A 25,920-nucleotide genomic window follows, 5' to 3' on the forward strand; every position below is an offset into this window, starting at 1 on the left:
GGCCAGCTAGTTCAGTGGCGTCAACAGCTGACCCTCGGGGCTGAACAGGAGCACGTACCAGTCACTGCCGGTTCTGCTGAGCGCGACGATCTCGTCCTCCCGGTAATTCGTCAGAGCGAGGATTTCCGAGTTGTCCACGGCAAGCTGATAGCGCCAGTCGTTTCTGAACCCGGTGTCTTCACCCTCAGTCTCCGCTTCCGGAACCAGCGATACCCGGGCAACGATGCCCTGCTCCATACCCGACACAACGCCTTCACTGGCAAAATCTCCGTCCGTGGACCCTGCAACAACCAAGTCACCATCGAAACCGGTCAGGCCCTGAAGTGTTTCAGTAGCCTGGTCGTTCTCATCATTCAGGGAAAAGGCACGACTCACGAGGCCTGAGGAGGAGTAACCCAGAAGGAACCCTGCCGTACTGGAAAGCGGCTCCCGCTCCAATTCAGGGTCCTCTTCTTCCTGCTCCAGCACAGAGTACGCCCCGTCACTGGCGCCTATCAGCCAGAGCGTGCTGCCCTGGAACAGTCCATTGGATACCGGTTCATCCCCGGCAGTGCCCACCTGTTTGACACTGAGTTCGCTGGTTGCACTGGACGCGGTGTAGAAGAAAGCATCAATGCCTCCTATTACCGGAACGCCTTCAACAGAGCCCGCCGCGGAACCAAATAACCCCGGGCTGATAGACTCGATACTGCCGCCGGCGACGCTGTCATCGGCAGCCGACCCCACCTGGCGGGTCCAGGCCACCGCAAGCTGCTGGGTATTGCCGTCCAGCTCCGTATCAATACGCTGCAAAAAGCTGTCCGTGCCGCCCGCTGCCTGCTGCTGATCAAAAACACCATCGGTTTCCCCTGCCAACACCACATAGCCGGTGTCCCGGTTGATTCCGGCCCAGCGCACCTGATCGTCGGCATCCGTCCCGGTCCGGGTCGTCCAGGTTGGAACGTATTCGCCACCGTTGGAGGCGGAATCAAACCAGTACAGGGAGGTTACAACATCCTTGCCACCGAGTGCGGTGGTGCCCGCGACCGGTTGATCGGTGCTGTACGCGACGACAAATTCGAATCGGTCTACTCTGGTGCCACCCTCGGTCACCTTACGCTGTACCACGTTAATGACCGGATCTGGCGAAATCAGGCTGTCACCGGCAGAGGAAATGGCCACCTGCTGTAACTGGGCACCGCGCTGGTCGAAAATCCGCACCAGTACCCTATTGTTATCCTCAGTGTCGAAGCCTGCGACAAACAGCCTGCCGTCGTGCCCCATGGTAATATCCGTGGCAACAAAGCCATTACCGCCGCTCAGCGCGAGGGGCGTTGTCAGCTCGTTGAGGCTGATCCGGAGCAGGTTGTCAGATGCAGCCCGGGCGTAGTCCTCGCGGCCAGCCTGAAAGCTCTCATTGATACCAAGCAATATGAATCGGTCACTGAAGGCCGGATTGGCGTAGCTGCCCGCGGGCACCCGGATCCGGAATGGCACTTCGTCGGTTCCCTCAGGGAAAACCAGCTCGTCGTTCTCAACCCAGTTACCGCCTTCCAACCGCTCGATAACGAACTCGGAATCAAGCCTCGCCGTAGAGTCTTCGGTATGGCTGAGTTTGGCAAAAATATCCCGGTCTCTATCGCCGGAAAGCGTGGCAACATACTCGCGCACATCACCCACGTTCAGGGTATCCCTGCCCCCACCTTTTACCGTTTCGAGGGACAGGACAGGCTCGTTATCCTGAATCGAAAGATTGGTGACGACGCCACCGTTACCGCTTCCGAGGCCCGCCAGACCGGAGCGCACTTCGGTGAGAGCCAGCCTGAGGGATTCAACCGGCTCAGCAAAACTGTCCTCGACCACTTCCAGCGGCAGATAACACTCGGTAATACCGGGCTCAAGGGTGATGACACCCCGGGTATAGAAGCCCTGGTCATCGAGCTCATAGTCGATGTAGTCGAGTTCATTCTCACCGGTTTCGTCCAGCGGCACCGGACTGTTACTGCCCAATCCAACGATGTCCTTGCCCAGAATGGCATCACCAGCGTTGGAGGCACTGTAATCGCAATTCTGGTGTGGAGGCGAGAATCCGACGTCGCAGCTGGAGGCGTCATAATCGGACAGCAGCTCAAAGGCGACCGCAACCCGGGTAACCGACGGTTGATCGAGGATTACCTTGACGAAAACGCGGCGCGTCGGAAGTGTCAGATCTTTGGTGCCGGAGACCGAGCCGTCGTCGTTGTAGAGATTAATGGTAAAACTGTGCTCACCGCCGGTCTCCAGATCCGGCAAGGCGCATTGTTCGCGATTGCTTGCCGGAATCTCCGGGCTTTCGCCCTCCGTGAACGGCTCGGCATCCAGGGACATCACGTTGTATTTGACATCGATATCAAACGGTTGGGCGCCCGCCATGCGGCCATCGGTTGTTACCAGGTTGATATCTTCGGTTTTGCCCAGGTCTGCCTCTCCCCTGCTACCGCCTGTAAGCCCAGGAACGCCACGCATTATGATGCCCTGCCGGGCTTTGTTACTGGTGTCTTCGAGCGCCAGCCAGGACGGCGCGTTGGTCAGGGAATAGTCAAGGATGTCCTCGCCACCGTAAGCCCCGAAGTTGTAGGAGTACTCAACGCCGAGATAGGCAAACACCGGGGGCACGCCGAGAATGGTGGGCTGATCGGGATCTTTTTCCGTCTTGCAGCCAGAGAGCCCGAGCGAAAGCAGGGCCAGAAAGACAAGTTGGCGAACGGGATGAATGCGGGAGTAAAAATCGGCGCCCATGGAAAAATCCGTTTCAATCGTTGTTATTGTGGTAGCGACCGCCGGGTGAAGCAGAAACACCGGGCGGTTTACACACCGTTACAGAACAACGCCATGGTAGCCAATTTGTTACGCAGGGGATCTGCGCGAGTTCTCAGATTCGGTTAGCCCGCATCCACGCCATGCTCATGCAGCAGAGCAACCAGGCCCGCCTCATCCAGGACAGGGACCTCCAACTGTTCGGCCTTCGCCAGCTTGGAACCCGCGGCCTCGCCCGCTACCACGCAGGCGGTCTTTTTGGAGACGCTTCCGGCCACCTTGGCTCCCAGAGACTCCAGCTTTTCTTTGGCTTCGTCACGAGTCATTCCGGAGAGCGTGCCCGTCAGCACCCAGGTCTGGCCTTTCAGGGGCTTGTCCCCTTTCTGGATCTGCTCTTCCTGCCACTCCACGCCGGCGTCCCGCAGGGCATCCAGGGTTTCCCGGTTATGGGTCTGTTCGAAGAAGCTGCGAATATGACCAGCGACAATCGGCCCGACATCGGGAACTGACTGCAGGCTTTCTTCATCGGCGGCGGCAATGGCCTCGAGAGTCCCGAAGTGCGAAGCCAGGCCCTTGGCGGTGGCCTCCCCCACCTCGCGAATCCCAAGCGCGTATAGAAAACGCCATAGAACGGGTTTTCTGGCTTTATCGATGGCAGCGACCAGGTTGGCGGCCGACTTCTCCCCCATCCGCTCAAGTTTGACCAGATCATCGGTGGTCAGGTGATAAAGGTCGGCCACGGTTTTTACCATGCCCTGATCAACCATGATGTCGATCCATTTGTCACCCAGCCCTTCAATGTCCAGGGCTTTCCGGGAAGCGTAGTGACGGATGGCTTCTTTGCGCTGGGCCGGACAGAACAGGCCGCCAGAGCATCGGGCTACCGCTTCCCCTTCAATCTGGATAACGTCGGAATCGCAGACCGGGCAATGGTCGGGCAATTCCACTTCCCTGGCGCCCGACGGACGCTTTTCGGGAACCACCTTGACCACCTGAGGTATCACATCACCGGCGCGACGGATAAACACGGTATCGCCGATGCGAACATCGAGCCGGCGGATTTCGTCCATGTTGTGGAGAGTAGCATTGCTGACGGTCACGCCACCGACAAACACAGGCTTGAGACGGGCCACCGGGGTAACGGCACCCGTTCGACCCACCTGGAACTCCACATCCTCAATAACGGTGAGCTCTTCCTGCGCCGGGAACTTGTGGGCAATCGCCCAGCGCGGCGCCCTGGAGACAAAACCCAGGGCATTTTGCTGGTCAAGGCGGTTCACCTTGAACACTATGCCGTCAATTTCATATGGCAGCGTGTCCCGCTTGGCCATTAGCTCGCTGTAGGCCTCAAGGCACTCCTCCACGCCTTTCGCCTTGCGCATCTCGGGATTGATCCGGAAACCCCAACTCTGAACGCGCTGAAGGCCATCCCACTGGGTATCGGGCAACAGGCTCTCGTCCGTCACGGCAACACTGTAGGCGCACATTTCCAGCGGACGCTTCGCCGTTACCGTGGACTTTTTCTGCCTGAGACTGCCAGCCGCCGCGTTCCGGGGGTTTACGAAGGTTTTCTCTCCTCGCTCGGCTAGTCGACGGTTCAGTTGCTCGAAACCGTCCTTGGGCATGTAAACTTCGCCACGGATCTCTACAAGGTCCGGCACATCTTCGCCCCGCAGCTTCAATGGCACCGAAGGGATCGTTCGGATATTGGCGGTGATGTCCTCTCCGGAGTAGCCATCACCCCGGGTTGCGGCAGTGGTGAGGGCGCCATTCTCGTAGTGCAGACTGACCGCCAGCCCATCGAGCTTGGGTTCGCACACGTACTCCACGTCCTCGCTGATGCCCAGCCGGTCCCTCACCCTCCGATCGAATTCCCGCAGTTCGTCCTCATTGAAGGCGTTGTCCAGCGACAACATAGGCAGCCGGTGAACCACCTCCTCGAAACTGGTTTCCGCGGCACTGCCAACCCGCCGGGTGGGCGACGTATCTGAGGCCAGCTCCGGATAATCGGCTTCCAGGGTCTGCAGCTCACGGAACAACCTGTCATATTCCGCATCGGGAATACGGGGATCGTCCAGCACGTAGTACCGGTAGTTGTGATCATCAATAACCGAACGGAGTTCTTCTACACGCTGGGTAATATCGGGCGTGGCTTTGCTCATGGACTGGCACTCTCGTTTCTCAAAAAAATGCCCGGATCGAACCGGGCATCGGGCCATCTGTTACCGCCTGGTTTCACACTTTCTGGGAACGCTGCTTACGCTCAAACTCGCGGATTCTCTGGCGGCAGTGCTCGATCGTTTGCGGGGTCATCACGCTTCGGCGCTCGTCTTTCAGTTCCCCGCCAAGGTTACGTACCACTGCCTGGGCGGTTTCGAGCATGAAGTCGAATGCCTGCAGCGCATTGGTGGGCCCCGGCATACTCATGAAAAAGCTGATCCCGGGCGTGGTGAGGGCCGGCATATCCCCGGGTTTGAATGTGCCGGGTTCCACGGCGTTGGCAACACTGAACTGCACAGGGCTGGTGGTATCGGATTCTTCATGGCGGTGGTATATGTCCATGTCTCCGTGCTCCAGACCGCACGCTTCGAACAGCTTCTTCAACGCCGGCCCCTTGAAGTCCTCGTCGCTCTTCGCCAACACGTTGATGACGATCACTTCCCTGGCCTCAGGGCGATTCGCGCCCGCCAGAGGTTGACCGGCCGACGGTCGGGAGGGCTCACGCCGGGCAGTGTCCTCTTCCACTTCGGTCGTGACCGTTGGCGGGACGGCTTCCGCCTCGTCTTCAATGGCGCCCCAGCCGGATTCGAGCTCGGTTTCCTCAGGCTCCTGACTGGAAAGTCCGAAATCGGGCTCCGACTCCACTGACTCTTCGTAGCGCTCAGCCACGGGTTCGGTTTCCGGTTGTGGATCCGGTTCTGACGATTCGGGCTGCTCCGATTTGGCAGTGGCGGTGACAGGACGGGTCGGCTTGGGCTTTGGGGACGCGAATCGGCTGGGCTTTTCCCGCTTCACATAGCCCCGTTCTTCGAGGGTATCGCGGGAAATGGTTCGTGCTCCGCCATTGGGCAACTCGGGGTTGTACTCGTCGTCGAGTGGCGAATCCTCCAGCTCGTCGGCGCCCATACCGGATGAAATCGCCATGGATTCCTTACGGGCGCGCCGCATCCGGCGCACGCCATCAATGACAATGCCGATTATAACCAGGGTACCGATGGCAATTAACCATTCCCTAAGTGACATAGTGCTGCTGTCCTGTTTGCAGATCCCGTAACGTTGCTACTCTAAGAAAAGCCCGTAATGAATACAACGCACACCCGGGCCAGATGGCGTTTTTGTCATGGTTGCCCGAATTCTGAACAGCCTCAAGCCTCCGCGAGGGCTGCGGCTTCGTCCACGTCTACCGACACCAGCCGCGAACATCCCGGTTCATGCATGGTGACCCCCATCAACTGATCCGCCATCTCCATCGCAATCTTGTTGTGGGTAATGTAGATGAACTGAACCTGCTTCGACATCTCCTTGACCATATTGGCATAGCGACCCACGTTGGCATCATCCAACGGTGCATCCACCTCATCCAGCATACAGAAGGGTGCCGGGTTCAGCTGAAAAATCGAGAACACCAAAGCAATCGCCGTGAGGGCCTTTTCACCACCTGACAACAGATGGATGGTGCTGTTCTTCTTGCCAGGAGGCCGGGCCATGATCGCAACGCCGGTTTCCAGAAGATCCTCGCCGGTAAGCTCCAGATAGGCATTACCACCTCCAAACACCTTCGGGAAGAGCGCCTGGAGGCCACCGTTCACCTGATCGAAGGTTTCCTTGAAGCGTTGACGGGTCTCCCGGTCGATCTTCCGGATCGCATTGTCGAGTGTTTCCAGGGCTTCCATCAGATCTTCGTGCTGGGAATCCAGGTAGGTCTTGCGCTCGCTCTGTACCTGGTACTCCTCGATAGCCGCGAGGTTGATGGCGCCCAGCCGTTGTATCCGGTTGCCGATGCGCTCCAGCTCGTCAGCCCAATCTTTCTCATTCGCACCTTCAGGCAGCTGGGAAAGAATGTCCTGCAGCTTAACGTCCAGCTCCTTGAGCTGCTCGATGTGGTTGCCGGAGCGGATCTCCAGGGCCTGGGATTCCATTTTAAGTTTTTCGAGCTGGGACCGGACTTCCTGGATGCGGTGATCGGTGCCGCTTCGGCCCTGCTCTTTCTCCCGGACCTCACGGTCGATCTCTTCCAGGGCGTCGCGCGCCGCGCCCAGCTTCTCCTCTTCCGCCAATCGGCGATCCAGCAGGCCTTCAAGCTGCATCTGCAGATCTTCAATAGGTTCCTCGGCGCTTTCCCGGGATTCCCTCAGAATCTCCAGTCGCTCATCGATACGCTCTTTCTGCAACTGCATCCGGTCAATCGTCTGCCTCAGACCGTCCCGCTGACTATGCAGAGTCTGGAGCTGCAGCTGCAACTGATGCGCGTGGTCACGGTCATGCCGGGCCTCCTGGCGCAGACGGTCGAGGTTCTCGCGCAGGCTGTCCCGCTGCTCGAGAAGCCGTTCTTTTTCTTCATCGCTGTCTTCACTGGACGCCAGCGCCAGTTGCCATTCTTCCCGGGCCTCCTGCAGGCTCTCTTTCTGGCCCACCAGGTTTTCAGAGACATCCTCGATATCGTCCCGGATTCTCTGCAGACGGGCGTCAATCTGCTCGGCTCGGGCTCGCAGGCCGCTGACTCTCGACGACAGCGAGCTCAGCTCGCGGTCTGCCTCGCTCAAACGGGCCTGGGCCTCATCCCGGGCAGATTCGGAGCGCTCTGCGCGCTCGTGCAATGCGTCCAGTTTCTCGCTGGCCGCCTCCAGTGCTTCCTCAGCCTCTGTCAGTTGCGAAGCCAATTCGGTAACTTTCTTTTGTCGTTCAATCACCCCGACCTGGCCTGCGTCCGAGTCCGGCATCAATACCCAATCCCGGGAAACCCAGACGCCTTCCGGGGTCATCAGGCTCTGCCCTTTCTGGAGCCCGGCTCGCATACCCATGGCATCGGAAACGGTTTCCACCGCGTCAATGCCATGAAGCAACGAGGCAATTCCTGGCACACCGGAAACCTTGGCCGCCAGGCCTGTTGTTCCAGCATTATCAGACGCCCCGGCTTCAACAAGTGCCAGGCCCCTTGGCGCTTCTCTCATCGCCGAGGAGAGCTGGTCGATGTCGGGGAGACAGAGGCCCTGGGTAAAACGCCCGATAACCTGTTCAACCGCAAACTCCCAGCCATCGGCAATATCGAGCTGGCTGGCCACCCGGGGCATATCGCTGAGGGCGTTCTGTGACAGCCAGGATTGCAGAACATCATCCCCGGCCCCCATCTGCTCATCCAGAAGGGACTGCTGGGACTCCAGAGAGGCGCGAAGGCTCTGGACCCGTTGCCGCTCCTCCGAGACGGCCTGCTCGGCGTCACGCTGATGCTGCCGGGCGTCGTAGAGCTCATCCTGGATCGCCGCAATGCGCTCAGCCGCTTCTTCCCGTTTAAGCTCCAGTGTTTCTTGCTGTTCCAGCAGCTCCTCAAGTTCCGCCCGATCCATCTGGCCTTCCAGCAATTCCTGCTCATCCTGCAGTTTGCGTTGCCGAGTGAGCAGTTGCTCAATGGCGTCTTCGAGCGAGCGAATCCTGGACTGGGCCAACTCGGCCTGGCGCCGGGCATCCGACGAGCGGGCGCTGAAATCTTCCCATTGGTGCTGCCAGTCGCTCATGGCGTCTTCGGCCTGCTGCAGTTTCTCGCCCGACTCTTCAGAGCGTATCGCCAACGCTTCCTGTTCGGGCTCCATCATGTCCAGCTCTTCCTGGATACCCGCCAGCTTGTCCTCGTCTTGCTCCAGTTCCCTGGCCAGTTCGCGCTGGTTGGCCATGGCCTGATCCAGTTCCGCGGCCATCTGCCGGCTCCGTTCGCGCTGGTGCTCAAGACTCTGTTCGATACGGGCGATATCCGCGCCGGCCTCGTAATAGCGTGCCTGGGCCCGGTTGAAATGTTCGGTCCGTTCCTGATGATTGTCCCGGAGGGATTCGAGAGAGGTCTCAAGGCTGACGCGTTCGGTCAGGTATTTTTCGAGCTCAAGCTCGGTGTCCCGGATCTTGCCCCGCCAGGCCTGCAGGTCATTGTCGAGGGATTGCCAGCGCAGTACCGTCAGTTCGGCTTTCTTCTGGCGCTCTTCCTGCTTGTAAGCCTTGTACTTTTCCGCCGCTGCCGCCTGGCGCTCCAGGTGCTGCAGTTGTCGGCCCAGCTCCTCCCTGAGGTCGGTCAGCCGTTCCAGATTTTCCTGGGTCCGACGGATGCGATTCTCCGTTTCCCGGCGACGTTCCTTGTATTTTGAGATGCCGGCCGCTTCCTCAATGTAGATCCGGAGCTCTTCCGGTTTTGCCTCGATCAGGCGGGAGATCATGCCCTGCTCGATAATGGCGTAGCTCCGCGGGCCAAGGCCAGTCCCCAGGAACAGATCGGTAATGTCCCGACGCCGGCACTTGGAGCCGTTCAGGAAGTATTCGGATTGCCCTTCGCGAGAAACCCGGCGGCGAACAGAGATTTCGTTGAATTTCGCAAATTCACCCGGGGCCGAGCCATCGCTGTTATCGAACACCAGTTCTATGGAGGCCTGACCTACCGGCTTTCTTGCGCTGGAGCCGTTGAAGATAACGTCTGTCATGGACTCGCCGCGCAGGTACTTGGCGGAGCTTTCCCCCATCACCCAGCGCACCGCGTCGATGATGTTGGACTTGCCACACCCATTTGGCCCGACCACGGCAGTCATGTTCGATGGGAACGGCACAGTGGTTGGATCAACGAAGGATTTGAAGCCAGCCAGTTTGATGGACTTCAGACGCATATCAGGCGCTCGCCTCCTGCCGGAGAATCGTCAACACCTGCTGCCGCTGGTGTTCACCAAAGGCCTGTATGACCGCTTGCAATCGTTCGGCGTCGTCATCAACGGCAGCCTCGGCCAACTGCCGGAAGAAGGTCGCGGTTTCCCCGATTTCTTCCCGGAAGTGCTCCAACGCCACAAAATAGGTTCGGCTGATGGCCGGCCGGAAGTTCTCGAGAGTTTCCTCAAGAAAGGGGTTCTCAACCAGCCCATAGGCGTAGCGCATTACCCCGAATCCGGCGTCGATGACCTGCTCGGCAGCGTCAGCGCTGGTCGCGTTGAGGGCGTCAATGACCGCCTGCAGTTCACGGACCTGACCCATGACACCACCAAGCTCTTTGCCGGACCAACGTTCAAGTACCTTTCGTCCGAGCATGCAGAGAAGATCGATGTAGATATCGTAGAGGCTGTTGACGCTCTCGGGCGTCAGGCTGGAGACAACCGCGCCCCGCCTCGGGAAAATTTCGATCAGATGGCGGCGCTCCAGAATAAGTAGCGCTTCCCGCACAGAGCCACGGCTGACATTCAGTTCACCCGACACTTTCAGTTCCTGAATGCGTTCGCCGGGTTTGAGATCTCGCGTGATGATTCTTTGCCCCAGATGCTGGGCAATTTGTTCAGACAGACTTTCCGGGGCCTGAAACCTCATAAAGTTGGTCACTCATTCCTGAAGACGGCACGATTTCAAGCGCAGAAGTTTACCACAGGGAATCTATAGCCCCACCCCTTGTCTGACATTTTGAGCGGTCAGGAACGCATCACGGCAAATCACTGCCGGTTTTTTGACAGCAATTCCTGAACTACCGCGGAAAAATCATAAATTGAGTGAAAAATAGTTCATTAGCATCTGTTTTTATTGTTATTTTTTAAGTAGGCACGGTTTCTGCTTTTGACCCCGAAAGCACTGTAAATTTCTGCGACAGAGTGAACCGTAGTGAAAAACATACCGTCGATCCATCAGTCTCCTTCCCAGCCCCAGAAACTGGCTGCGCTGCGTCAGGCACATCAGGACTGGACCAATACGCCGGATGTGCTCGCAAGACTGACACGACGGCTCTCGACTACCCTGTCGCTGGAGCAACAGCTGGCCATCCTGGCCGAAGAACTGGTCGCCATTATCCCGTTCAGTTCCCTCAACTACCGCCACCGGATCGGTAAACAGGATTTCGTCTATGCCACCGGCATGGGCGGCCCGCACCGCTGCGAGTATCGTCTGAGCCTTGAGGGCGTCAATTACGGGACTCTTGTGCTGCAACGCCGTCAGAGGTTCACCGAACAGGAGCTAGAGGGCATCGAGATAATTCTGGGCGCGGCCATCTGCCCGATTCGTAACGCCTGCCAGTACGTCGCCATTGAGCAGGCGTCTCTGACCGATTCCCTGACCGGCATTCCCAACAAACGCGCCCTGGATGACGCGCTTCAGCGCTCCAGCCTGTTGTCGGAAAGACATGGCGAACCATATTCACTTGTGCTCTGCGACCTGGATCATTTCAAAACGATCAACGACACACACGGTCACGTGGTAGGCGACCATATCCTTCAGATCGCGGCGGCGGAGATCGAGAAGTCCATCCGCACATCTGATTCAGTGTATCGCTTTGGTGGCGAGGAATTTGCCATCCTGCTTCCGCATACCTCGGAGCAGGATGCAAAAGATGTGGCGGAGCGGGTTCGCAAAGCGATCGCGGCCATCCGGGTGGATGGCGGAGAAAAGGAGCTGAAAGTCACAACCAGCTGTGGCGTTGCTACGTTTCTGCCCCAGGAAGCCCCTCAGGCCTGGCTGGCCAGGGCTGACGAAGCGCTCTATCGTGCCAAACACCAGGGTCGTAACTGCACCCGGGTGTTTGCCACCATTTCGTAACGCTTAACCGCGCGACGTTTTGCTTCGGGCTCTCTCTGGCCTGGGAGCACGCCCGGCGGGCCTGGCGGGCTTGGTGTCGCTGACCGCCCATTTATTGCCAGGAGTTTTCTTTCCGGACCGGCCAGGGCTTTTTCGCCTCTGGCGATCGTGGGCTGCCTTTTCGTTTGGCGTTTTCTGGGGAATCTCGACCGACTCGAGACCAACGGTTCGACTGAGGGTATCTACCGCCCGCTGATCCAGCTCTTCCCATTTTCCCACGGTCAGCCTGCTCGGCAGAAAGATCGGCCCGTAACGCACGCGTTTCAGCCGACTGACACGAACGCCCTGCGATTCCCACAGGCGACGCACCTCCCGATTGCGCCCTTCCAGCAGGGTAACGTGGAACCAGCGATTCATACCGCTGCCACCGGCCGGAGAGATATCGGTGAACTTGGCCATGCCATCTTCCAGCAGAACGCCCTGAAGCAGTCGCTCAATCATGGCGTCGTCCACTTCCCCAAAGATACGTACCGCGTATTCCCGGTCAATCTGGTTGGAAGGATGCATCAGCCGGTTCGCCAACTCTCCGTCTGTGGTAAAAAGCACCAGGCCAGTGGTGTTGATATCAAGCCGGCCAATGGAAATCCATCGATGCTCTTTAAGGCGTGGCAAACGATCAAACACCGTCGGTCTGCCCTCAGGGTCCTTTCGGGTCGTGACCTCGCCCTCGGGCTTGTTATAGATCAGCACCCGTCGCATCACTTCAGCCGCGCCGGACACTTCCAGTCGTTTGCCATCGAGCTCGAAACGGTCCTCAACGGACGCCTTCTGCCCTGGTGCCACCGGTTGTCCATTGACCAGGAGACGACCGGCTTCCATCCAGCCCTCGATTTCCCGGCGCGAACCAACACCTGCCCGGGCGAGCAATTTCTGAATACGCTCAGGGCCGCCCTGACTGGCTGGGTCACGGGCGGGTCTGGCTGGTTTGTTGGGGCGTTCTGCCGCCATGTAATCAATCCTTAGTTTCTGACTGACACCCGAATGGCGTCAGTGAAGTGTCTGGCTCGAAGATTCGTCGTCGTTCTCGGCAGTCGTGGATTCGAACTCGATCTCACCCTGCATGTTCTTTTCAATTTCCCGGCCGATTTCTTCAAGATCGCGGACTTCATTCAGGGGCGGTAGCTGGTCCAGGCCCGTGAGATTAAAGTAATCCAGGAATTGTTTCGTGGTCGCGTACATGGCCGGCCGACCCGGCACATCCCGATGCCCAACGACGCGCACCCACTCTCGCTCAAGCAGTGTACGAATGATATTGCTGCTTACCGTAACACCCCGGATGTCTTCGATTTCACCCCGGGTGATGGGCTGTCGGTAAGCAATCAGTGCCAGGGTCTCCAGCAAGGCCCGTGAATAACGCTGGGGCTTTTCCTCGAACAGTCGACCCACCCAGGGCGCATACTCCTCACGCACCTGGAGTCGGTAGCCACTGGCGACCTTCTTCAGCTCGAAGCCTCGCCCTTCACAGGCCGCTTCAAGAAGCACCATGACGTGCTCCATGACCTGTCGCGCCGGCCGCTCCTCTTCACTGAACAATTCCCGCAGCTGGTCAAGAGACAGCGGTTTGCCCGCCGCCAGCAGGGCGGCCTCGGCAATTGCCTGGATTCTCAGCAGGTGCTCTTCGTTCATGGTGTCTGATCCGTATTTCCGTGCTTCCGACTTCCAGGGGCCCTAACTTGCCGCCCTGGCGCGAACATGAATCGGCCCGAGAACTTCCGCCTGAACCACCTCGATCAACTGCTCCTTGACCAGCTCAAGCGTCGCCAGGAAGGTTACAACAACACCCAGCCGCCCCTCTTCGACCGTGAACAGGCTCTCAAAGGTCACAAAATGGTCATCCTGAAGCACCGAAAGGATTGCCGACATGCGTTCACGGGTGGACAGCTTCTCACGCTCAACATGGTGACTGGTGAACAGGTCTGCGCGCTGTAAAACACCCTGAAGGGCCAGCAGCATCTCCCTCAGATCCACATCGGGATGGGGCTGACTTGACGGCATCCTGGGCAGGGCGGCGGAGGCTGCGAAGTTATCCCGCTCCAGCCGCGGCAGTTCGTCGATATCCTCGGCGGCCTGCTTGAACCGTTCATACTGCTGAAGCCGACGAATCAGTTCGGCACGAGGATCGACCTCTTCTTCATCGTCGCTTTCCTGGCGAGGTAACAGCATCCGCGATTTGATTTCCGCCAGGGTGGCCGCCATCACCAGATATTCGGCAGCCAGTTCAAAGCGCATGGCCTCGACGGCACCGATGTAATCCATGTATTGCCGGGTAATCTCGCTGACGTCGATGTCCAGTATGTTCATGTTCTGGCGACGTATTAGGTACAGCAGAAGGTCCAGCGGGCCTTCAAACGCTTCAAGGAAGACCGCCAGAGCATCCGGCGGAATGTACAGGTCCTTGGGAAGATCCACCACCGGCTTGCCGGACACCAGCGCCAGGGGCGATTGCTCCGGGCCGGCGTCCTGAGCTTCCGGCGTCGCCTGATCGGTGGATTCTTCGGTCATAACCTTTCTCTCCGGATCGGTCCCGCGGCTCTGTGCCCGCGGGACCGATTCCTGCGGATTCAGCGGTGATGAAGCCCCATGGCCGCCCGGACTTCCTCAAGGGTATCTCTGGCAGCATCGCGGGCGTGTTCGCGACCTTCCTGGAGAATGGAATGAACCAGGTCCGGGTTGCCCTCATACTCACGCGCGCGCTCGTGGAGCGGACGCTGCTCTTCGACAATCGCGTCAATCAACGGCTTCTTGCAATCAAGGCAGCCAATGCCGGCACTGCGACAACCGGTCTGTACCCACTCCTGGGTGTCCGCGTCCGAATAGATCTTGTGCATCCCCCACACCGGGCATTTCTCGGGTTCACCCGGATCCGTACGCCGGACTCGCTGGGGATCGGTCTGCATGGTGCGGACCTTCTGGGCAACGCTGTCCGGCTCCTCCCGCAGTCCAATATAGTTGTTGTAGGACTTGGACATTTTCTGCCCATCCAGACCCGGCAACTTGGACTCCGGTGTCAACAGCGGCTGCGGCTCTGGCAGAATCACCTTGCCACCACCCTCGATGTAGCCGTACAGACGCTCGCGATCGCCCAGGGAGATGTTCTGCTGTTCTTTCAACAGCGCACGAGCAGTTTCCAGGGCGTCCATGTCGCCCTCTTCCTGGTAGCGCTTCTTCAGATTGCGGTACAGCTTGGCGTTTTTCTTGCCCATCTTCACGATGGCGCCTTCTGCCTGCTCCTCGAATCCGGGCTCACGACCGTATATATGGTTGAAGCGACGGGCGATCTCCCGGGTGATTTCAACATGGGACACCTGATCGGCACCGACCGGTACCTTCCCTGCCCGGTAAACCAGAATGTCTGCACTCTGAAGCAACGGGTAACCCAGAAATCCGTAGGTCGCCAGATCCTTCTCCCGCAGCTTCTCCTGCTGGTCCTTGAAGGTCGGCACACGTTCCAGCCAACCGAGAGGCGTAATCATCGACAGCAACAGGTGCAATTCTGCGTGCTCGGGTACCTGTGACTGAATAAACATGGTGGACGAACCCGGGTTCACACCGGCCGCCAGCCAGTCAATGACCATGTCCCAGACGCTCTGCTCAATGCCGGAGGGGTCGTCATAGTTGGTGGTCAGGGCGTGCCAGTCCGCCACAAAGAAAAAGCATTCGAATTCATGCTGGAGTTTAACCCAGTTTTTCAGCACACCGTGGTAGTGGCCAAGGTGAAGCTTGCCGGTCGGACGCATGCCGGACAAAACCCTTTGCTGGGAATCTACAGAACTCAAAGCACGAACTCCTTATTTGATATTGGAACCGCCATCATAGTTCAGGCGACCCGGCATTATAAATAAAAAACCCCCGCTCTGCAGGGCAGAAACGGGGGTTTTTGCTGAAAGAAGGCCAGCTTACCAGCCAGTGACTTCCTTCAGGGCCTGGCCGATCTCGGCCAGACTGCGGACGGTGCGAACGCCAGCGTCTTCCAGGGCGGCAAACTTCTCGTCTGCAGTACCCTTACCACCGGAGATGATGGCGCCAGCGTGGCCCATGCGCTTGCCCGGAGGCGCAGTAACACCAGCGATGTAGGAAACCACCGGCTTGGTGACGTTCTGCTTGATGTAGGCCGCGGCTTCTTCTTCGGCGGTACCGCCGATCTCACCAATCATCACAATGGCTTCAGTCTCAGGATCTTCCTGCAGCAGGGCCAGAATGTCGATGAAGTTGGAGCCCGGGATCGGGTCGCCACCGATACCGATACAGGTGGACTGACCGTAGCCGAAGTCGGTGGTCTGCTTGACCGCTTCGTAAGTCAGGGTACCTGAGCGGGACACGATACCAACCTTGCCCTTCTTGTGGATGTGGCCAGGCATGATGCCGATCTTGCACTCGTCCGGAGTGATAACACCCGGGCAGTTGGGACCAATCATGCGAACGCCCTTGCGATCCACGTATTCCTTGGCGTACAGCATATCGATGGTCGGGATACCTTCAGTGATACAGACGATCAGCTGAATGCCGGCATCCGCGGCTTCGATAATAGCGTCTTTACAGAAAGGCGCCGGTACGTAGATAACGGTCGCCTCTGCGCCGGTTGCTTCAACGGCGTCACGAACGGTGTTGAACACCGGAAGGCCGAGGTGCTCAGTGCCACCCTTGCCGGGGCTAACGCCGCCAACCATCTTGGTGCCGTAGGCAATTGCCTGCTCTGAGTGGAAGGTGCCCTGTGCGCCGGTAAAGCCCTGACAGATAACCTTGGTGTCTTTGTTAATCAGGATGCTCATTATTTACCCCCTGCGGCTTTAACAACTTGCTCTGCCGCATTCGACAGACTGGTAGCGGCAATGATGTTCAGGCCGCTATCGGCGAGTACCTGAGTACCCTTCTCCGCGTTGTTGCCTTCAAGGCGAACCACAACAGGAACCTTGACGCCGACTTCCTTAACGGCACCGATGATGCCTTCTGCAATCATGTCGCAGCGAACGATACCGCCGAAGATGTTGACCAGAACCGCCTTGACGTTGGAGTCAGACAGGATGATCTTGAATGCTTCGGAAACACGCTCCTTGGTTGCACCGCCACCAACGTCCAGGAAGTTGGCAGGCTGGCCACCAGAAAGCTTGATGATATCCATGGTGCCCATTGCCAGACCAGCACCGTTGACCATGCAGCCAATGTTGCCTTCCAGGGCCACATAGTTGAGCTCCCACTTGGCCGCTTCCGCTTCCCGGGAATCTTCCTGGGAGGGATCGTGCATCTCGTGGATCTTCTTCTGGCGATACAGGGCGTTACCGTCAACACCAACTTTGGCGTCGAGGCAATGCAGGTCACCGGCCGGGGTGATAACCAGCGGGTTGATCTCTACCAGCGCGAGGTCGCACTCTTCGAACAGCTTGGCCAGGCCAATGAAAATCTTGGTGAACTGACCGATCTGCTTGCCTTCCAGGCCCAGCTTGAAGGCCAACTCACGGCCCTGGTACGGCTGAGCGCCAACCAGCGGGTCGATTTCGGCTTTCAGGATCTTCTCGGGGGTCTCTTCGGCAACCTTCTCGATCTCAACACCGCCCTCGGTGGAGGCCATGAACACGATGCGACGGGTGCCACGGTCAACGACCGCGCCCAGGTACAGTTCCTGGTCGATGTCGGTGAGGGATTCAACCAGAATCTTGCTGACCGGCTGGCCATTTTCATCAGTCTGGTAGGTTACCAGGTTCTTGCCCAACCACTTTTCGGCAAACTCACGGATCTCGTCTTTGCTTTTGACCAGCTTAACGCCACCAGCCTTACCACGGCCGCCTGCGTGCACCTGGGCCTTCACTACCCAGCCATCACCGCCGATTTCGTCAGCAGCTGCTACTGCTTCCTTGGGAGTATCACAGGCAATGCCTTTGGATACGGGCAGGCCATATTCAGCGAAAAGCTGCTTGCCCTGATATTCATGCAAATTCATAGTTAATGTCCCGAATTAAAAAATTCCTGGTTTGCGTTACTTCTTCTTGCGGCGGTTCGCGATATGAATCGCGCCACCACCGACGGCCAGAGCTGCTTCGTGCACGGACTCGGACAGAGTCGGATGTGCAAAGCAGGTCAGGGCCAGATCTTCGGCGCTGGAACCGAATTCCATGGCGATTACGCCCTGGGCAACGATTTCAGAGGCCTGGGGACCAACTACATGGAAACCGACAATGCGGTCAGTTTTTGCATCGGCAATGATCTTGACCAGACCGGACGCCGAGTTTGCAGCCATGGCACGACCGTTGGCCGCAAACGGGAAGGTACCTACGTTGTACTCTTCACCCTCTGCCTTCATCTGCTCTTCGGTTTTGCCAACCCAGGCAACTTCCGGCGAGGTGTAGATCACGTTGGGGATGCAGTCGTAGTTGACCTGGGGCTTGTGCCCGGCAATGCGCTCGGCAACCATGATGCCCTCTTCGGACGCCTTGTGGGCCAGCATTGGGCCGCGGACCACGTCACCGATAGCCCAGACACCCGGCGCCTCGGTCTTGCAGTTGTCATCCACGAAGATGAAACCGCGCTCGTCCATCTGCACACCGGAATCCTCGGAAAGCAGGTTATCGGTGTACGGACGACGTCCAACGGCAACAATCAGCTTGTCAAACTTGGCTTCTTGCTTGCCCTTGGAATCTTCATAGGTAACGTTGACCAGCTTGCGTTTGACTTCAGCGCCGGTCATGCGAGCACCCATGACGATGTTCAGACCCTGCTTCTGGAACTGCTTGAGTGCGTCCTTGGCAACCTGCTGATCCACCGCCGGCAGGAAGGTATCCACCGCTTCAAGGACCGTCACCTCGGAGCCCAGACGTGCCCAGACGCTGCCAAGCTCCAGGCCGATAACACCGGCACCGATCACACCCAGACGCTTGGGCACTTCGGTGAACTCGAGGGCTCCCTCGGAATCCACGATGTACTCGCCATCGAACGGCGCAGGCGGAATCTGGATCGGCTTGGAACCAGTGGCCAGAATGATGTTTTCGGCTTCGTAGGTCTTGGACTTGCCGTCCTTGTCAGTTACTTCCACTTTGCGGTTGGCCAGCAACTTGCCGTGGCCGTGGATGGAGGTAACGCCGTTGGACTTGAACAGGCCGGCGATACCGCCGGTCAGCTGCTTCACGATACCAGCCTTGCGCTCCATCATCTTGCCGATGTCCATCTTGACATCCTTGGCGATGATGCCCTGCATCTCGTAATCGTGGGTGGTTTCCTCGAACTTGTGGGAAATCTCCAGCAGTGCCTTGGAGGGAATACAGCCCACGTTCAGGCAGGTACCGCCAAGTACCTGCGCCTTGCCGTCTTCGGCGGTCCAGGATTCGACACACGCGGTCTTGAGACCCAGCTGGGCAGCCTTGATGGCAGCAACATAGCCGCCCGGGCCCGCACCAATAACAATGACGTCGTATTTATCAGACATAGTTAATCCCGTTTTCCGATACGTTTAAAGTCGACTCAGACGTCCAGCAGAATACGTGCCGGGTCTTCAAGCATTTCCTTGATGGCAACGAGGAACTGCACCGCTTCCTTGCCATCAATCATTCGGTGGTCGTAAGAAAGCGCCAGGTACATCATCGGCAGAATTTCCACCTTGCCGTTCACGGCCATCGGACGCTCCTGAATCTTGTGCATGCCCAGGATTGCAGTCTGTGGCGGGTTCAGGATCGGTGTGGAAATCAGCGAGCCGAAGATGCCGCCGTTGGTAATCGTAAAGGTACCACCGGTCATGTCTTCAATGGCCAGCTTGCCCTCTTTCGCCTTGGTGCCGTATTCAACGATCTTCTTCTCGATGTCGGCCAGGCCCATGGCGTCGGAATCGCGGAGTACCGGAACGACCAGACCACGATCCGTGGATACGGCCACGCCGATATCCTGGTAACCGTGGTAAACCATGTCGTTACCATCAATGGACGCGTTCACCGCGGGGAACCGCTTCAGGGCTTCGGTGGCCGCCTTGGTGAAGAAGGACATGAAACCAAGCTTGATACCATGACGCTTTACAAAGCTCTCCTGGTACTGCTTGCGCAGTTCCATGATCGGCGCCATGTTCACCTCGTTGAAGGTGGTCAGCATGGCTGCGCTCTGCTGCGCGTTGACCAGACGCTTGGCGATGCTCGCACGCAGGCGGGTCATCGGCACGCGCTTCTCTGGACGTTCGCCCTGGCTGACGTTCACTTCCGGCATACCCGCCGCAGGCTGGGGCGCGGAAGCACCACCGGAGGACTTGGCACTGTCCACGTGGTTCTGAACGTCTTCCTTGGTTACACGGCCATCTTTGCCGGTACCCTGGATGCTGTTCGGATCAACGTTGTTTTCCTCGGCCAGCTTACGCGCTGCCGGGCTCAGAATCGCTTCGCCGGAAGCGGCTTCACTCTTGGCCTCTTCTTTCGGAGCCTCTTCCTTGGCCTCTTCTTTCTTGCCCTCGGCAGGCTTGGCCTCGCCCTTGGCACCTTCCTTGAACTTGCCGACTACCTCACCACTTTCAACGGTATCGCCTTCGTTCTTGATGATTTCTTCGATCACGCCGTCAGCAGGCGCAACCACTTCAAGAACGACCTTGTCGGTCTCGATATCGACAATCAGCTCGTCACGGGAGCAGGCTTCACCCGGCTGTTTGTGCCAGGTCGCGACAGTACCTTCCGCGACCGACTCCGGGAAAACGGGGGCTTTAATCTCAGTTGACATTACAGATCCTTAGTTCGGTAGCTCGTCAAATTTCAAACGCGTCGTTAACCAGTTTCTTCTGCTCTTCAATGTGGACCGACATATGGCCACAGGCAGGAGCAGCCGAAGCGTCACGACCGGCATACTGAAGGTACAGCTTGGGATTCAGGCGGTGCAGCGCATTACGCATGTGATGCTGGCTGCAATACCAGGCACCCTGGTTCATCGGCTCTTCCTGACACCAGACAACGTGCTTGAGCTTGGTGTACTCGCTCAGGAGCTCGTCAAGGTCGTCTCCGGGGAAAGGATACAGCTGTTCGATCCGGACAATGGCGACGTCTTCACGCTCGTCCGACTTCTTCTTCTCGAGCAGATCAAAATAGACCTTGCCGGAACACAGGATCAGACGGGTGACTTTCTTCGGATCGGACGGCTCTTTCTCAGGCAGCACGGTCTTGAAGGTACCGGTGGTCAGATCGTCAAGATCGGACGTCGCTTCCTTGTGCCGCAGCAGACTCTTGGGCGTGATGGCAACCAGAGGCTTGCGCAGCGGGCGCTTCACCTGGCGACGCAGCATATGGAATACCTGCGACGGCGTGGTCGGCACGCAGACCTGGATATTATGTTCGGCACTCAGCTGCAGGAAACGCTCGAGGCGTGCAGAGCTATGCTCCGGCCCCTGCCCTTCGTAGCCATGAGGCAGCAGCAGGGTCAGGCCACAGAGGCGCCCCCACTTGTGCTCACCACTGGTCAGGAACTGATCAATCACGACCTGGGCACCGTTGGCGAAGTCGCCAAACTGCGCTTCCCAGACCACAAGGCCATCAGGTGCGGTGGTCGCGTAACCGTACTCGAACGCCATCACGGCTTCTTCCGAGAGCAGCGAGTCGTAAATTTCGAATTTCGGCTGGTCTTCCGACAATTGCTCAAGGGCAATATGAGTCGAGCCGTCTTTCTGGTTGTGCAGAACCGCGTGGCGATGCGAGAAGGTGCCGCGGCCAACATCCTGGCCAGTAATGCGGATCGGATGCCCTTCGTTGAGCAACGTCGCATAGGCCATGACTTCACCGTAGCCCCAGTTGATCGGCAGGGCACCGGCGGTCATTTTCTCGCGGTCGGACACAATCTTGGAGACCTGGCGCTGGATACTGAAACCTTCAGGGACCGAGGTCAGTTTCTTGCCCAGCTTCTGGATGGTCTTCAGCGCAACGCTGGACTTGCACTTGGCCGTCCACTCGTGGCCCAGGTACGGTGTCCAGTCTACGTAGAGCTCCTTGTTGGGCTCCTTGACCAGGGATTTGACCACGTGCTCGCCATTGTCCAGGGCGTCACGGTAGTCGTTCTCCATCTGCTTGGCTTCTTCCTCGGTGATAACACCGGCTTCCACCAGTTGATCAACGTACAGGTTGCGAGTGGTCTTCAGCTTACGGATCTTCTCGTACATGACCGGCTGGGTTGCGGCCGGCTCATCCGCCTCGTTGTGACCACGACGACGATAGCAGACCAGATCGATCACCACGTCGTTCTTGAATTCGTTGCGGTAGTCCATGGCCATCTGGGTCACGAACATGACCGCTTCCGGGTCGTCCGCATTCACATGCAGGATTGGCGCCTGGATCATCTTGGCCACGTCGGTGCAGTACTCCGTGGACCGCGCATCTTCCTGCTTGCTGGTGGTGAAACCAACCTGGTTGTTGATAACAATATGAATGGTGCCACCAACGCCAAACCCACGGGTCTGGGACATCTGGAAGGTTTCCATCACCACGCCCTGGCCGGCAAACGCCGCGTCACCGTGCATGATGATTGGCACTACCTTGCTGCCATCCTCGTCGTTGCGACGGGTCTGGCGGGCCCGAACGGAGCCTTCAACCACCGGCGAAACGATTTCCAGGTGCGACGGGTTGAACGCCATCGCCAGGTGCACTTCGCCACCCGGGGTCATCACGTTGGATGAGAAGCCCTGGTGGTACTTCACGTCACCTGAACCGGAATCGGCCAGTTTCTTGCCTTCAAACTCGTCGAAGAGTTCTCTCGGATTCTTGCCCAGAGTATTGACCAGGACGTTCAGGCGACCACGGTGCGCCATACCCAGAACGATTTCCTTGGCGCCGTAGGAACCGGCACGCTGGATCAGCTCGTCCAGACAGGGAATGAGACTTTCGCCACCCTCAAGACCAAAGCGTTTCACACCCGGATAACGGGAACCCAGGTACTTTTCGAGACCTTCGGCAGCCGTCAGTCGCTCAAGGATGTGCTTTCGGGTGTTGTCCTCGTATGCGGGACGTGAACGAACCGGCTCCATGCGTTGCTGGAACCAGCGCTTGATGCGGGTATCGACAACGTGCATGTATTCAGCGCCAATGCTTTCGCAGTAGGTCTGGCGCAAACCATCGACAATATCTCCGAGCTTCATGGTCTCGGAGCCGAGGTTCAGTGAGCCGGTCTGGAACTCGAGGTCACGGTCAGAGTCGGACAGTTCATGGAATTCGGGATCGAGGTCTTCAACCTTGGGACGTTGCCAAACACCGAGCGGGTCCAGCTTCGCTTCCTGATGGCCGCGGAAGCGATAGGCGTTAATCAGCTGGAGAACACGAATCTGTTTCTTGTCCGCATCCGACGTTGCACTGGCGGGAACGCCGCCACTGGCCAGAAAGCGCTGGTTACGGGAGATGTGTTCGAACTGTTCGCGGATGGAAGAGTGGACAATGTCACGGCCTTTGTAGCCATCGACACTGGGGAGTTTGTCGAAATAGCTGCGCCACTCTTCGGGAACGGCATTGGGGTCTGTCAGGTAGGTTTCAAAAAGCTGTTCAACATAGGCGAGATTTCCACCCTGAAGGTGGGAAGTCTGCCATAACTGCTCCATTATGCTTTCGTGCATCTTGAATAGCTCACCTTGGGCTGGTGCGGGGAGCCCGATATGGTCGGCCAGGGGTATATCTCAGTCAATACGGGTTTTTACGGGATCGACTTTGGCCACCACACCCGACATGGATGTTTTCCATTCCCCGGTGGTTTTTGTACTCAGCAAAACAGGGAGAAAACTTTATAAGTTCCCGCCACGGCTTGCGTAGTGTGCACCCGGGTAAGACTTTTGACTATAAGCCTTTGGTTGAAGGCCCCGCAAACTTGCGAGGCCTTCCGGGTACTAACCTGATCAGAACAGTATAGCGTCTGTCGCAAATCCTGCTGCTTAAGTCGCCCTTTGCAGCAGAAGGTTCCGAATGTGGCCGATAGCCCTTGTGGGGTTCAGACCTTTCGGGCAGACACTGACACAGTTCATGATGCCCCGGCAGCGGAATACACTGAACGGGTCATCAAGGCCGGCAAGTCGCTCGTCCTGAGCTGTATCCCGGCTGTCCGCCAGGAAACGGTAAGCCTGAAGCAGGCCAGCAGGACCGATAAACTTGTCCGGGTTCCACCAGAATGACGGACAGGACGTGGAACAGCAGGCACAGAGAATACACTCGTACAGGCCATCCAGCTTCTGGCGGTCTTCCGGAGACTGCAGCCGCTCGATCGCAGGAGCAGGCTTGTCGTTAATCAGGTAAGGCATGACCTTTTCGTACTGCTTGTAGAAAAGACTCATATCTACAACCAGATCACGAATAACCGGCAGACCCGGCAGCGGACGCAGCACCAGCTTGTCGCCCTTCACCACCTGGGAGACCGGCGTAATACACGCCAGGCCGTTTTTGCCGTTCATGTTCATGCCATCAGAGCCACACACGCCCTCCCGGCAGGAACGACGGTAGGCCATTGAAGGATCCCGCTCCTTGATTAGGTTCAGCACATCAAGAACCATGAGATCCTTGCCTTCCGGAATATCAACATCCACGTCCTGCATGTAAGGCGCGTTGTCAGTCTCCGGGTTATAACGATAAAGGCTTACTAACATTTTCGGAGTCCCCCTTAGTAAGTCCGGACCTTCGGCTCGAACTTGTCCACCGTCTTCGGTGCAAAGTTCACATCACGCTTGCCCACGCGCTTTTCCAGCGGGAAGAACATGGAGTGCTTCAGCCAGTTCTCATCATCACGCTCGGTGTAGTCGTTCCGGGCATGAGCGCCGCGACTTTCCTTCCGCTCAAAGGCGGAAACCGCTGTAGCCAGGGCAACCTCGTAGAGGTTATCCAGCTCGAGCGCTTCGATACGGGCGGTGTTGAAGGCGTTGCTGGTATCGGCCAGCTTGGTGTTGCGAACACGCTCACCAATCGCTTCCAGCTTTTTGAGACCCTCTTCCATGCTCTTGCCGTCACGGAACACGCCGAAGTACAACTGCATGCAGTTCTGCAAATCCTTGCGGACCTCTGCAACGCTCTCGCCCTCGGTTGCGTTGTTCAGGCGGTCAAGCCGCGCCATGGCACGCTTGATATCGTCCTCACTGGCACCGTCTACCTCGAAGCCGCCGCGAAGCTGCTCTTCAATGTGCAGGCCAGCTGCGCGACCAAACACCACCAGGTCCAGCAGAGAGTTACCACCCAGACGGTTGGCGCCGTGTACCGATACACACGCAGCCTCGCCACAGGCGAACAGCCCGGGGATTGGCTTGTCTTTTCCGTTTTCATCCTGGGTCAACGCCTGACCACCAACGTTGGTCGGAATGCCGCCCATCATGTAGTGACAGGTAGGCACGACCGGGATCGGCTCTTTGACAGGATCCACATGCGCAAAGGTGCGGGACAGCTCACAGATGCCCGGCAGGCGCAGGTTCAGGGTCTCTTCACCCAGATGATCCAGCTTCAGCAGAACGTGGTCCTTATCCGGACCGCAGCCACGACCTTCCAGAATCTCGATCACCATTGCCCGGGCTACAACGTCACGGCCCGCCAGGTCTTTCGCGTTCGGCGCATAGCGCTCCATGAAACGCTCACCCTCGGCGTTGATCAGGTAGCCACCCTCACCCCGACAACCTTCGGTCACCAGCGTTCCCGCTCCGTAAATGCCGGTCGGGTGGAACTGCCACATTTCCATGTCCTGCATCGGGAAACCGGCACGCAGTGCCATACCGATACCGTCGCCGGTGTTGATCAGCGCGTTGGTTGTGGAGGCGTAAATACGTCCCGCGCCACCGGTAGCAAGAACGGTCGCTTTGGATTTGATGTAGGCGACTTCGCCGGTCTCAACCTCAATGGCAACCACACCAACGACCTCATCCTTACTGTTCTTGACGAGATCTACCGCGTACCACTCGTTAAGGAAGGTGGTTCCGCCCTTGATGTTGGCCTGGTACAGAGTGTGAAGCAGGGCGTGACCGGTACGGTCAGCAGCGGCACAGGTACGTGCTGCCTGAGTCGGGTTATCAGGGCCTTTGGACTGACCACCAAACGGACGCTGATAGATACGGCCCTGCTCGGTGCGCGAGAACGGAAGACCCATGTGCTCAAGCTCGAATACCGCCTGAGGACCAACGGAACACATGTACTCGACGGCATCCTGGTCGGCAATGTAGTCCGAGCCTTTAACCGTGTCATACATGTGCCAGCGCCAGTCGTCATTCGGATCAGCACTGGCGATCGCACAGGTGATGCCACCTTGGGCAGAGACCGTATGAGACCGCGTCGGGAAAACCTTGGTGATACACGCGGTATTGACGCCGGACTCGGTCAACTGGAGCGCGGCACGCATGCCGGAACCGCCGCCGCCGATAACAATTGCGTCAAAGGACATGGTCTTGATATTAGCCATCGA

The 25,920-nt window shown here is 58.0% G+C and carries 17 protein-coding genes; 1 reads left to right on the forward strand and 16 read right to left on the reverse strand.

The window, feature by feature from the left end:
• Positions 1 to 6: 6 nt before the first annotated feature.
• The 5 genes from A8B84_RS05410 to A8B84_RS05430 form a co-directional block, all read right to left on the reverse strand.
• A complete protein-coding gene (locus A8B84_RS05410) occupies positions 7 to 2,757 on the reverse strand; it encodes a hypothetical protein (RefSeq protein ID WP_064228110.1) in 2,751 nt (916 codons plus the stop codon).
• Between the two features lie 143 nt (positions 2,758 to 2,900).
• Positions 2,901 to 4,937: an NAD-dependent DNA ligase LigA gene (gene ligA, locus A8B84_RS05415; RefSeq protein WP_064228161.1), complete on the reverse strand. Its 2,037-nt coding sequence runs from the start codon at positions 4,935 to 4,937 to the stop codon at positions 2,901 to 2,903.
• A 73-nt stretch (positions 4,938 to 5,010) separates the two neighbouring features.
• Positions 5,011 to 6,018, reverse strand: a complete 1,008-nt coding sequence (gene zipA, locus A8B84_RS05420) for a cell division protein ZipA (RefSeq protein ID WP_064228109.1) — start codon at positions 6,016 to 6,018, stop codon at positions 5,011 to 5,013.
• 122 nt (positions 6,019 to 6,140) lie between these two features.
• Entirely contained in the window at positions 6,141 to 9,635 is a 3,495-nt protein-coding gene (gene smc / locus A8B84_RS05425) for a chromosome segregation protein SMC (RefSeq protein ID WP_064228108.1), read from the reverse strand.
• 1 nt (position 9,636) lies between these two features.
• Positions 9,637 to 10,320, reverse strand: coding sequence for a GntR family transcriptional regulator (locus A8B84_RS05430; protein WP_064228107.1), 684 nt, complete (start codon positions 10,318 to 10,320; stop codon positions 9,637 to 9,639).
• A gap of 285 nt (positions 10,321 to 10,605) precedes the next feature.
• On the opposite strand from A8B84_RS05430, the gene A8B84_RS05435 reads away from it, so the two are divergent.
• Entirely contained in the window at positions 10,606 to 11,532 is a 927-nt protein-coding gene (locus A8B84_RS05435) for a GGDEF domain-containing protein (RefSeq protein ID WP_064228106.1), read from the forward strand.
• Positions 11,533 to 11,535: 3 nt separating this feature from the next.
• On the opposite strand, the gene rluB is transcribed toward A8B84_RS05435, so the two are convergent.
• The 11 genes from rluB to sdhA form a co-directional block, all read right to left on the reverse strand.
• Positions 11,536 to 12,519, reverse strand: coding sequence for a 23S rRNA pseudouridine(2605) synthase RluB (gene rluB, locus A8B84_RS05440; protein WP_064228105.1), 984 nt, complete (start codon positions 12,517 to 12,519; stop codon positions 11,536 to 11,538).
• Between the two features lie 39 nt (positions 12,520 to 12,558).
• Complete coding sequence (gene scpB / locus A8B84_RS05445) at positions 12,559 to 13,197, reverse strand: SMC-Scp complex subunit ScpB (protein ID WP_064228104.1); 639 nt, start codon at positions 13,195 to 13,197, stop codon at positions 12,559 to 12,561.
• Between the two features lie 42 nt (positions 13,198 to 13,239).
• Positions 13,240 to 14,073 carry a segregation and condensation protein A gene (locus A8B84_RS05450; protein ID WP_064228103.1) on the reverse strand — a complete coding sequence of 278 codons (834 nt, stop codon included), beginning with the start codon at positions 14,071 to 14,073 and terminating at the stop codon, positions 13,240 to 13,242.
• Between the two features lie 59 nt (positions 14,074 to 14,132).
• On the reverse strand, positions 14,133 to 15,347 hold the full coding sequence (locus A8B84_RS05455; RefSeq protein WP_082905092.1) for a tryptophan--tRNA ligase: 1,215 nt from the start codon (positions 15,345 to 15,347) through the stop codon (positions 14,133 to 14,135).
• A 120-nt stretch (positions 15,348 to 15,467) separates the two neighbouring features.
• The gene (gene sucD / locus A8B84_RS05460) at positions 15,468 to 16,340 is read right to left on the reverse strand and encodes a succinate--CoA ligase subunit alpha (protein ID WP_064228102.1); all 873 of its coding nucleotides are present in this window, start codon (positions 16,338 to 16,340) and stop codon (positions 15,468 to 15,470) included.
• Complete coding sequence (sucC, locus tag A8B84_RS05465; RefSeq protein WP_064228101.1) at positions 16,340 to 17,506, reverse strand: ADP-forming succinate--CoA ligase subunit beta; 1,167 nt, start codon at positions 17,504 to 17,506, stop codon at positions 16,340 to 16,342. The genes sucD and sucC overlap by 1 nt, the downstream gene beginning before the upstream one ends.
• Before the next feature lie 36 nt (positions 17,507 to 17,542).
• Positions 17,543 to 18,985 (reverse strand): dihydrolipoyl dehydrogenase, encoded by a 1,443-nt coding sequence (gene lpdA / locus A8B84_RS05470; RefSeq protein WP_064228100.1) that lies wholly within the window; start codon positions 18,983 to 18,985, stop codon positions 17,543 to 17,545.
• 35 nt (positions 18,986 to 19,020) lie between these two features.
• The gene (gene odhB, locus A8B84_RS05475) at positions 19,021 to 20,250 is read right to left on the reverse strand and encodes a 2-oxoglutarate dehydrogenase complex dihydrolipoyllysine-residue succinyltransferase (protein ID WP_064228099.1); all 1,230 of its coding nucleotides are present in this window, start codon (positions 20,248 to 20,250) and stop codon (positions 19,021 to 19,023) included.
• A 25-nt stretch (positions 20,251 to 20,275) separates the two neighbouring features.
• Complete coding sequence (locus A8B84_RS05480) at positions 20,276 to 23,113, reverse strand: 2-oxoglutarate dehydrogenase E1 component (protein WP_064228098.1); 2,838 nt, start codon at positions 23,111 to 23,113, stop codon at positions 20,276 to 20,278.
• Between the two features lie 312 nt (positions 23,114 to 23,425).
• The gene (locus A8B84_RS05485) at positions 23,426 to 24,130 is read right to left on the reverse strand and encodes a succinate dehydrogenase iron-sulfur subunit (RefSeq protein WP_064228097.1); all 705 of its coding nucleotides are present in this window, start codon (positions 24,128 to 24,130) and stop codon (positions 23,426 to 23,428) included.
• A gap of 14 nt (positions 24,131 to 24,144) precedes the next feature.
• On the reverse strand, positions 24,145 to 25,917 hold the full coding sequence (gene sdhA, locus A8B84_RS05490) for a succinate dehydrogenase flavoprotein subunit (RefSeq protein WP_064228096.1): 1,773 nt from the start codon (positions 25,915 to 25,917) through the stop codon (positions 24,145 to 24,147).
• Positions 25,918 to 25,920 lie beyond the last annotated feature (3 nt).

The sequence above is a fragment of the Marinobacter sp. EhC06 genome (assembly GCF_001650915.1).
GTDB lineage: Bacteria > Pseudomonadota > Gammaproteobacteria > Pseudomonadales > Oleiphilaceae > Marinobacter.

Bases quoted from the DNA above. Each gene is read 5' to 3' on its own strand.
- A8B84_RS05410 (WP_064228110.1), bottom strand. From the start codon at position 2,757: ATGGGCGCCGATTTTTACTCCCGCATTCATCCCGTTCGCCAACTTGTC.
- ligA (WP_064228161.1), bottom strand. From the start codon at position 4,937: ATGAGCAAAGCCACGCCCGATATTACCCAGCGTGTAGAAGAACTCCGT.
- zipA (WP_064228109.1), bottom strand. From the start codon at position 6,018: ATGTCACTTAGGGAATGGTTAATTGCCATCGGTACCCTGGTTATAATC.
- smc (WP_064228108.1), bottom strand. From the start codon at position 9,635: ATGCGTCTGAAGTCCATCAAACTGGCTGGCTTCAAATCCTTCGTTGAT.
- A8B84_RS05430 (WP_064228107.1), bottom strand. From the start codon at position 10,320: ATGAGGTTTCAGGCCCCGGAAAGTCTGTCTGAACAAATTGCCCAGCAT.
- rluB (WP_064228105.1), bottom strand. From the start codon at position 12,519: ATGGCGGCAGAACGCCCCAACAAACCAGCCAGACCCGCCCGTGACCCA.
- scpB (WP_064228104.1), bottom strand. From the start codon at position 13,197: ATGAACGAAGAGCACCTGCTGAGAATCCAGGCAATTGCCGAGGCCGCC.
- A8B84_RS05450 (WP_064228103.1), bottom strand. From the start codon at position 14,073: ATGACCGAAGAATCCACCGATCAGGCGACGCCGGAAGCTCAGGACGCC.
- sucD (WP_064228102.1), bottom strand. From the start codon at position 16,340: ATGAGCATCCTGATTAACAAAGACACCAAGGTTATCTGTCAGGGCTTT.
- sucC (WP_064228101.1), bottom strand. From the start codon at position 17,506: ATGAATTTGCATGAATATCAGGGCAAGCAGCTTTTCGCTGAATATGGC.
- lpdA (WP_064228100.1), bottom strand. From the start codon at position 18,985: ATGTCTGATAAATACGACGTCATTGTTATTGGTGCGGGCCCGGGCGGC.
- odhB (WP_064228099.1), bottom strand. From the start codon at position 20,250: ATGTCAACTGAGATTAAAGCCCCCGTTTTCCCGGAGTCGGTCGCGGAA.
- A8B84_RS05480 (WP_064228098.1), bottom strand. From the start codon at position 23,113: ATGCACGAAAGCATAATGGAGCAGTTATGGCAGACTTCCCACCTTCAG.
- A8B84_RS05485 (WP_064228097.1), bottom strand. From the start codon at position 24,130: ATGTTAGTAAGCCTTTATCGTTATAACCCGGAGACTGACAACGCGCCT.
- sdhA (WP_064228096.1), bottom strand. From the start codon at position 25,917: ATGGCTAATATCAAGACCATGTCCTTTGACGCAATTGTTATCGGCGGC.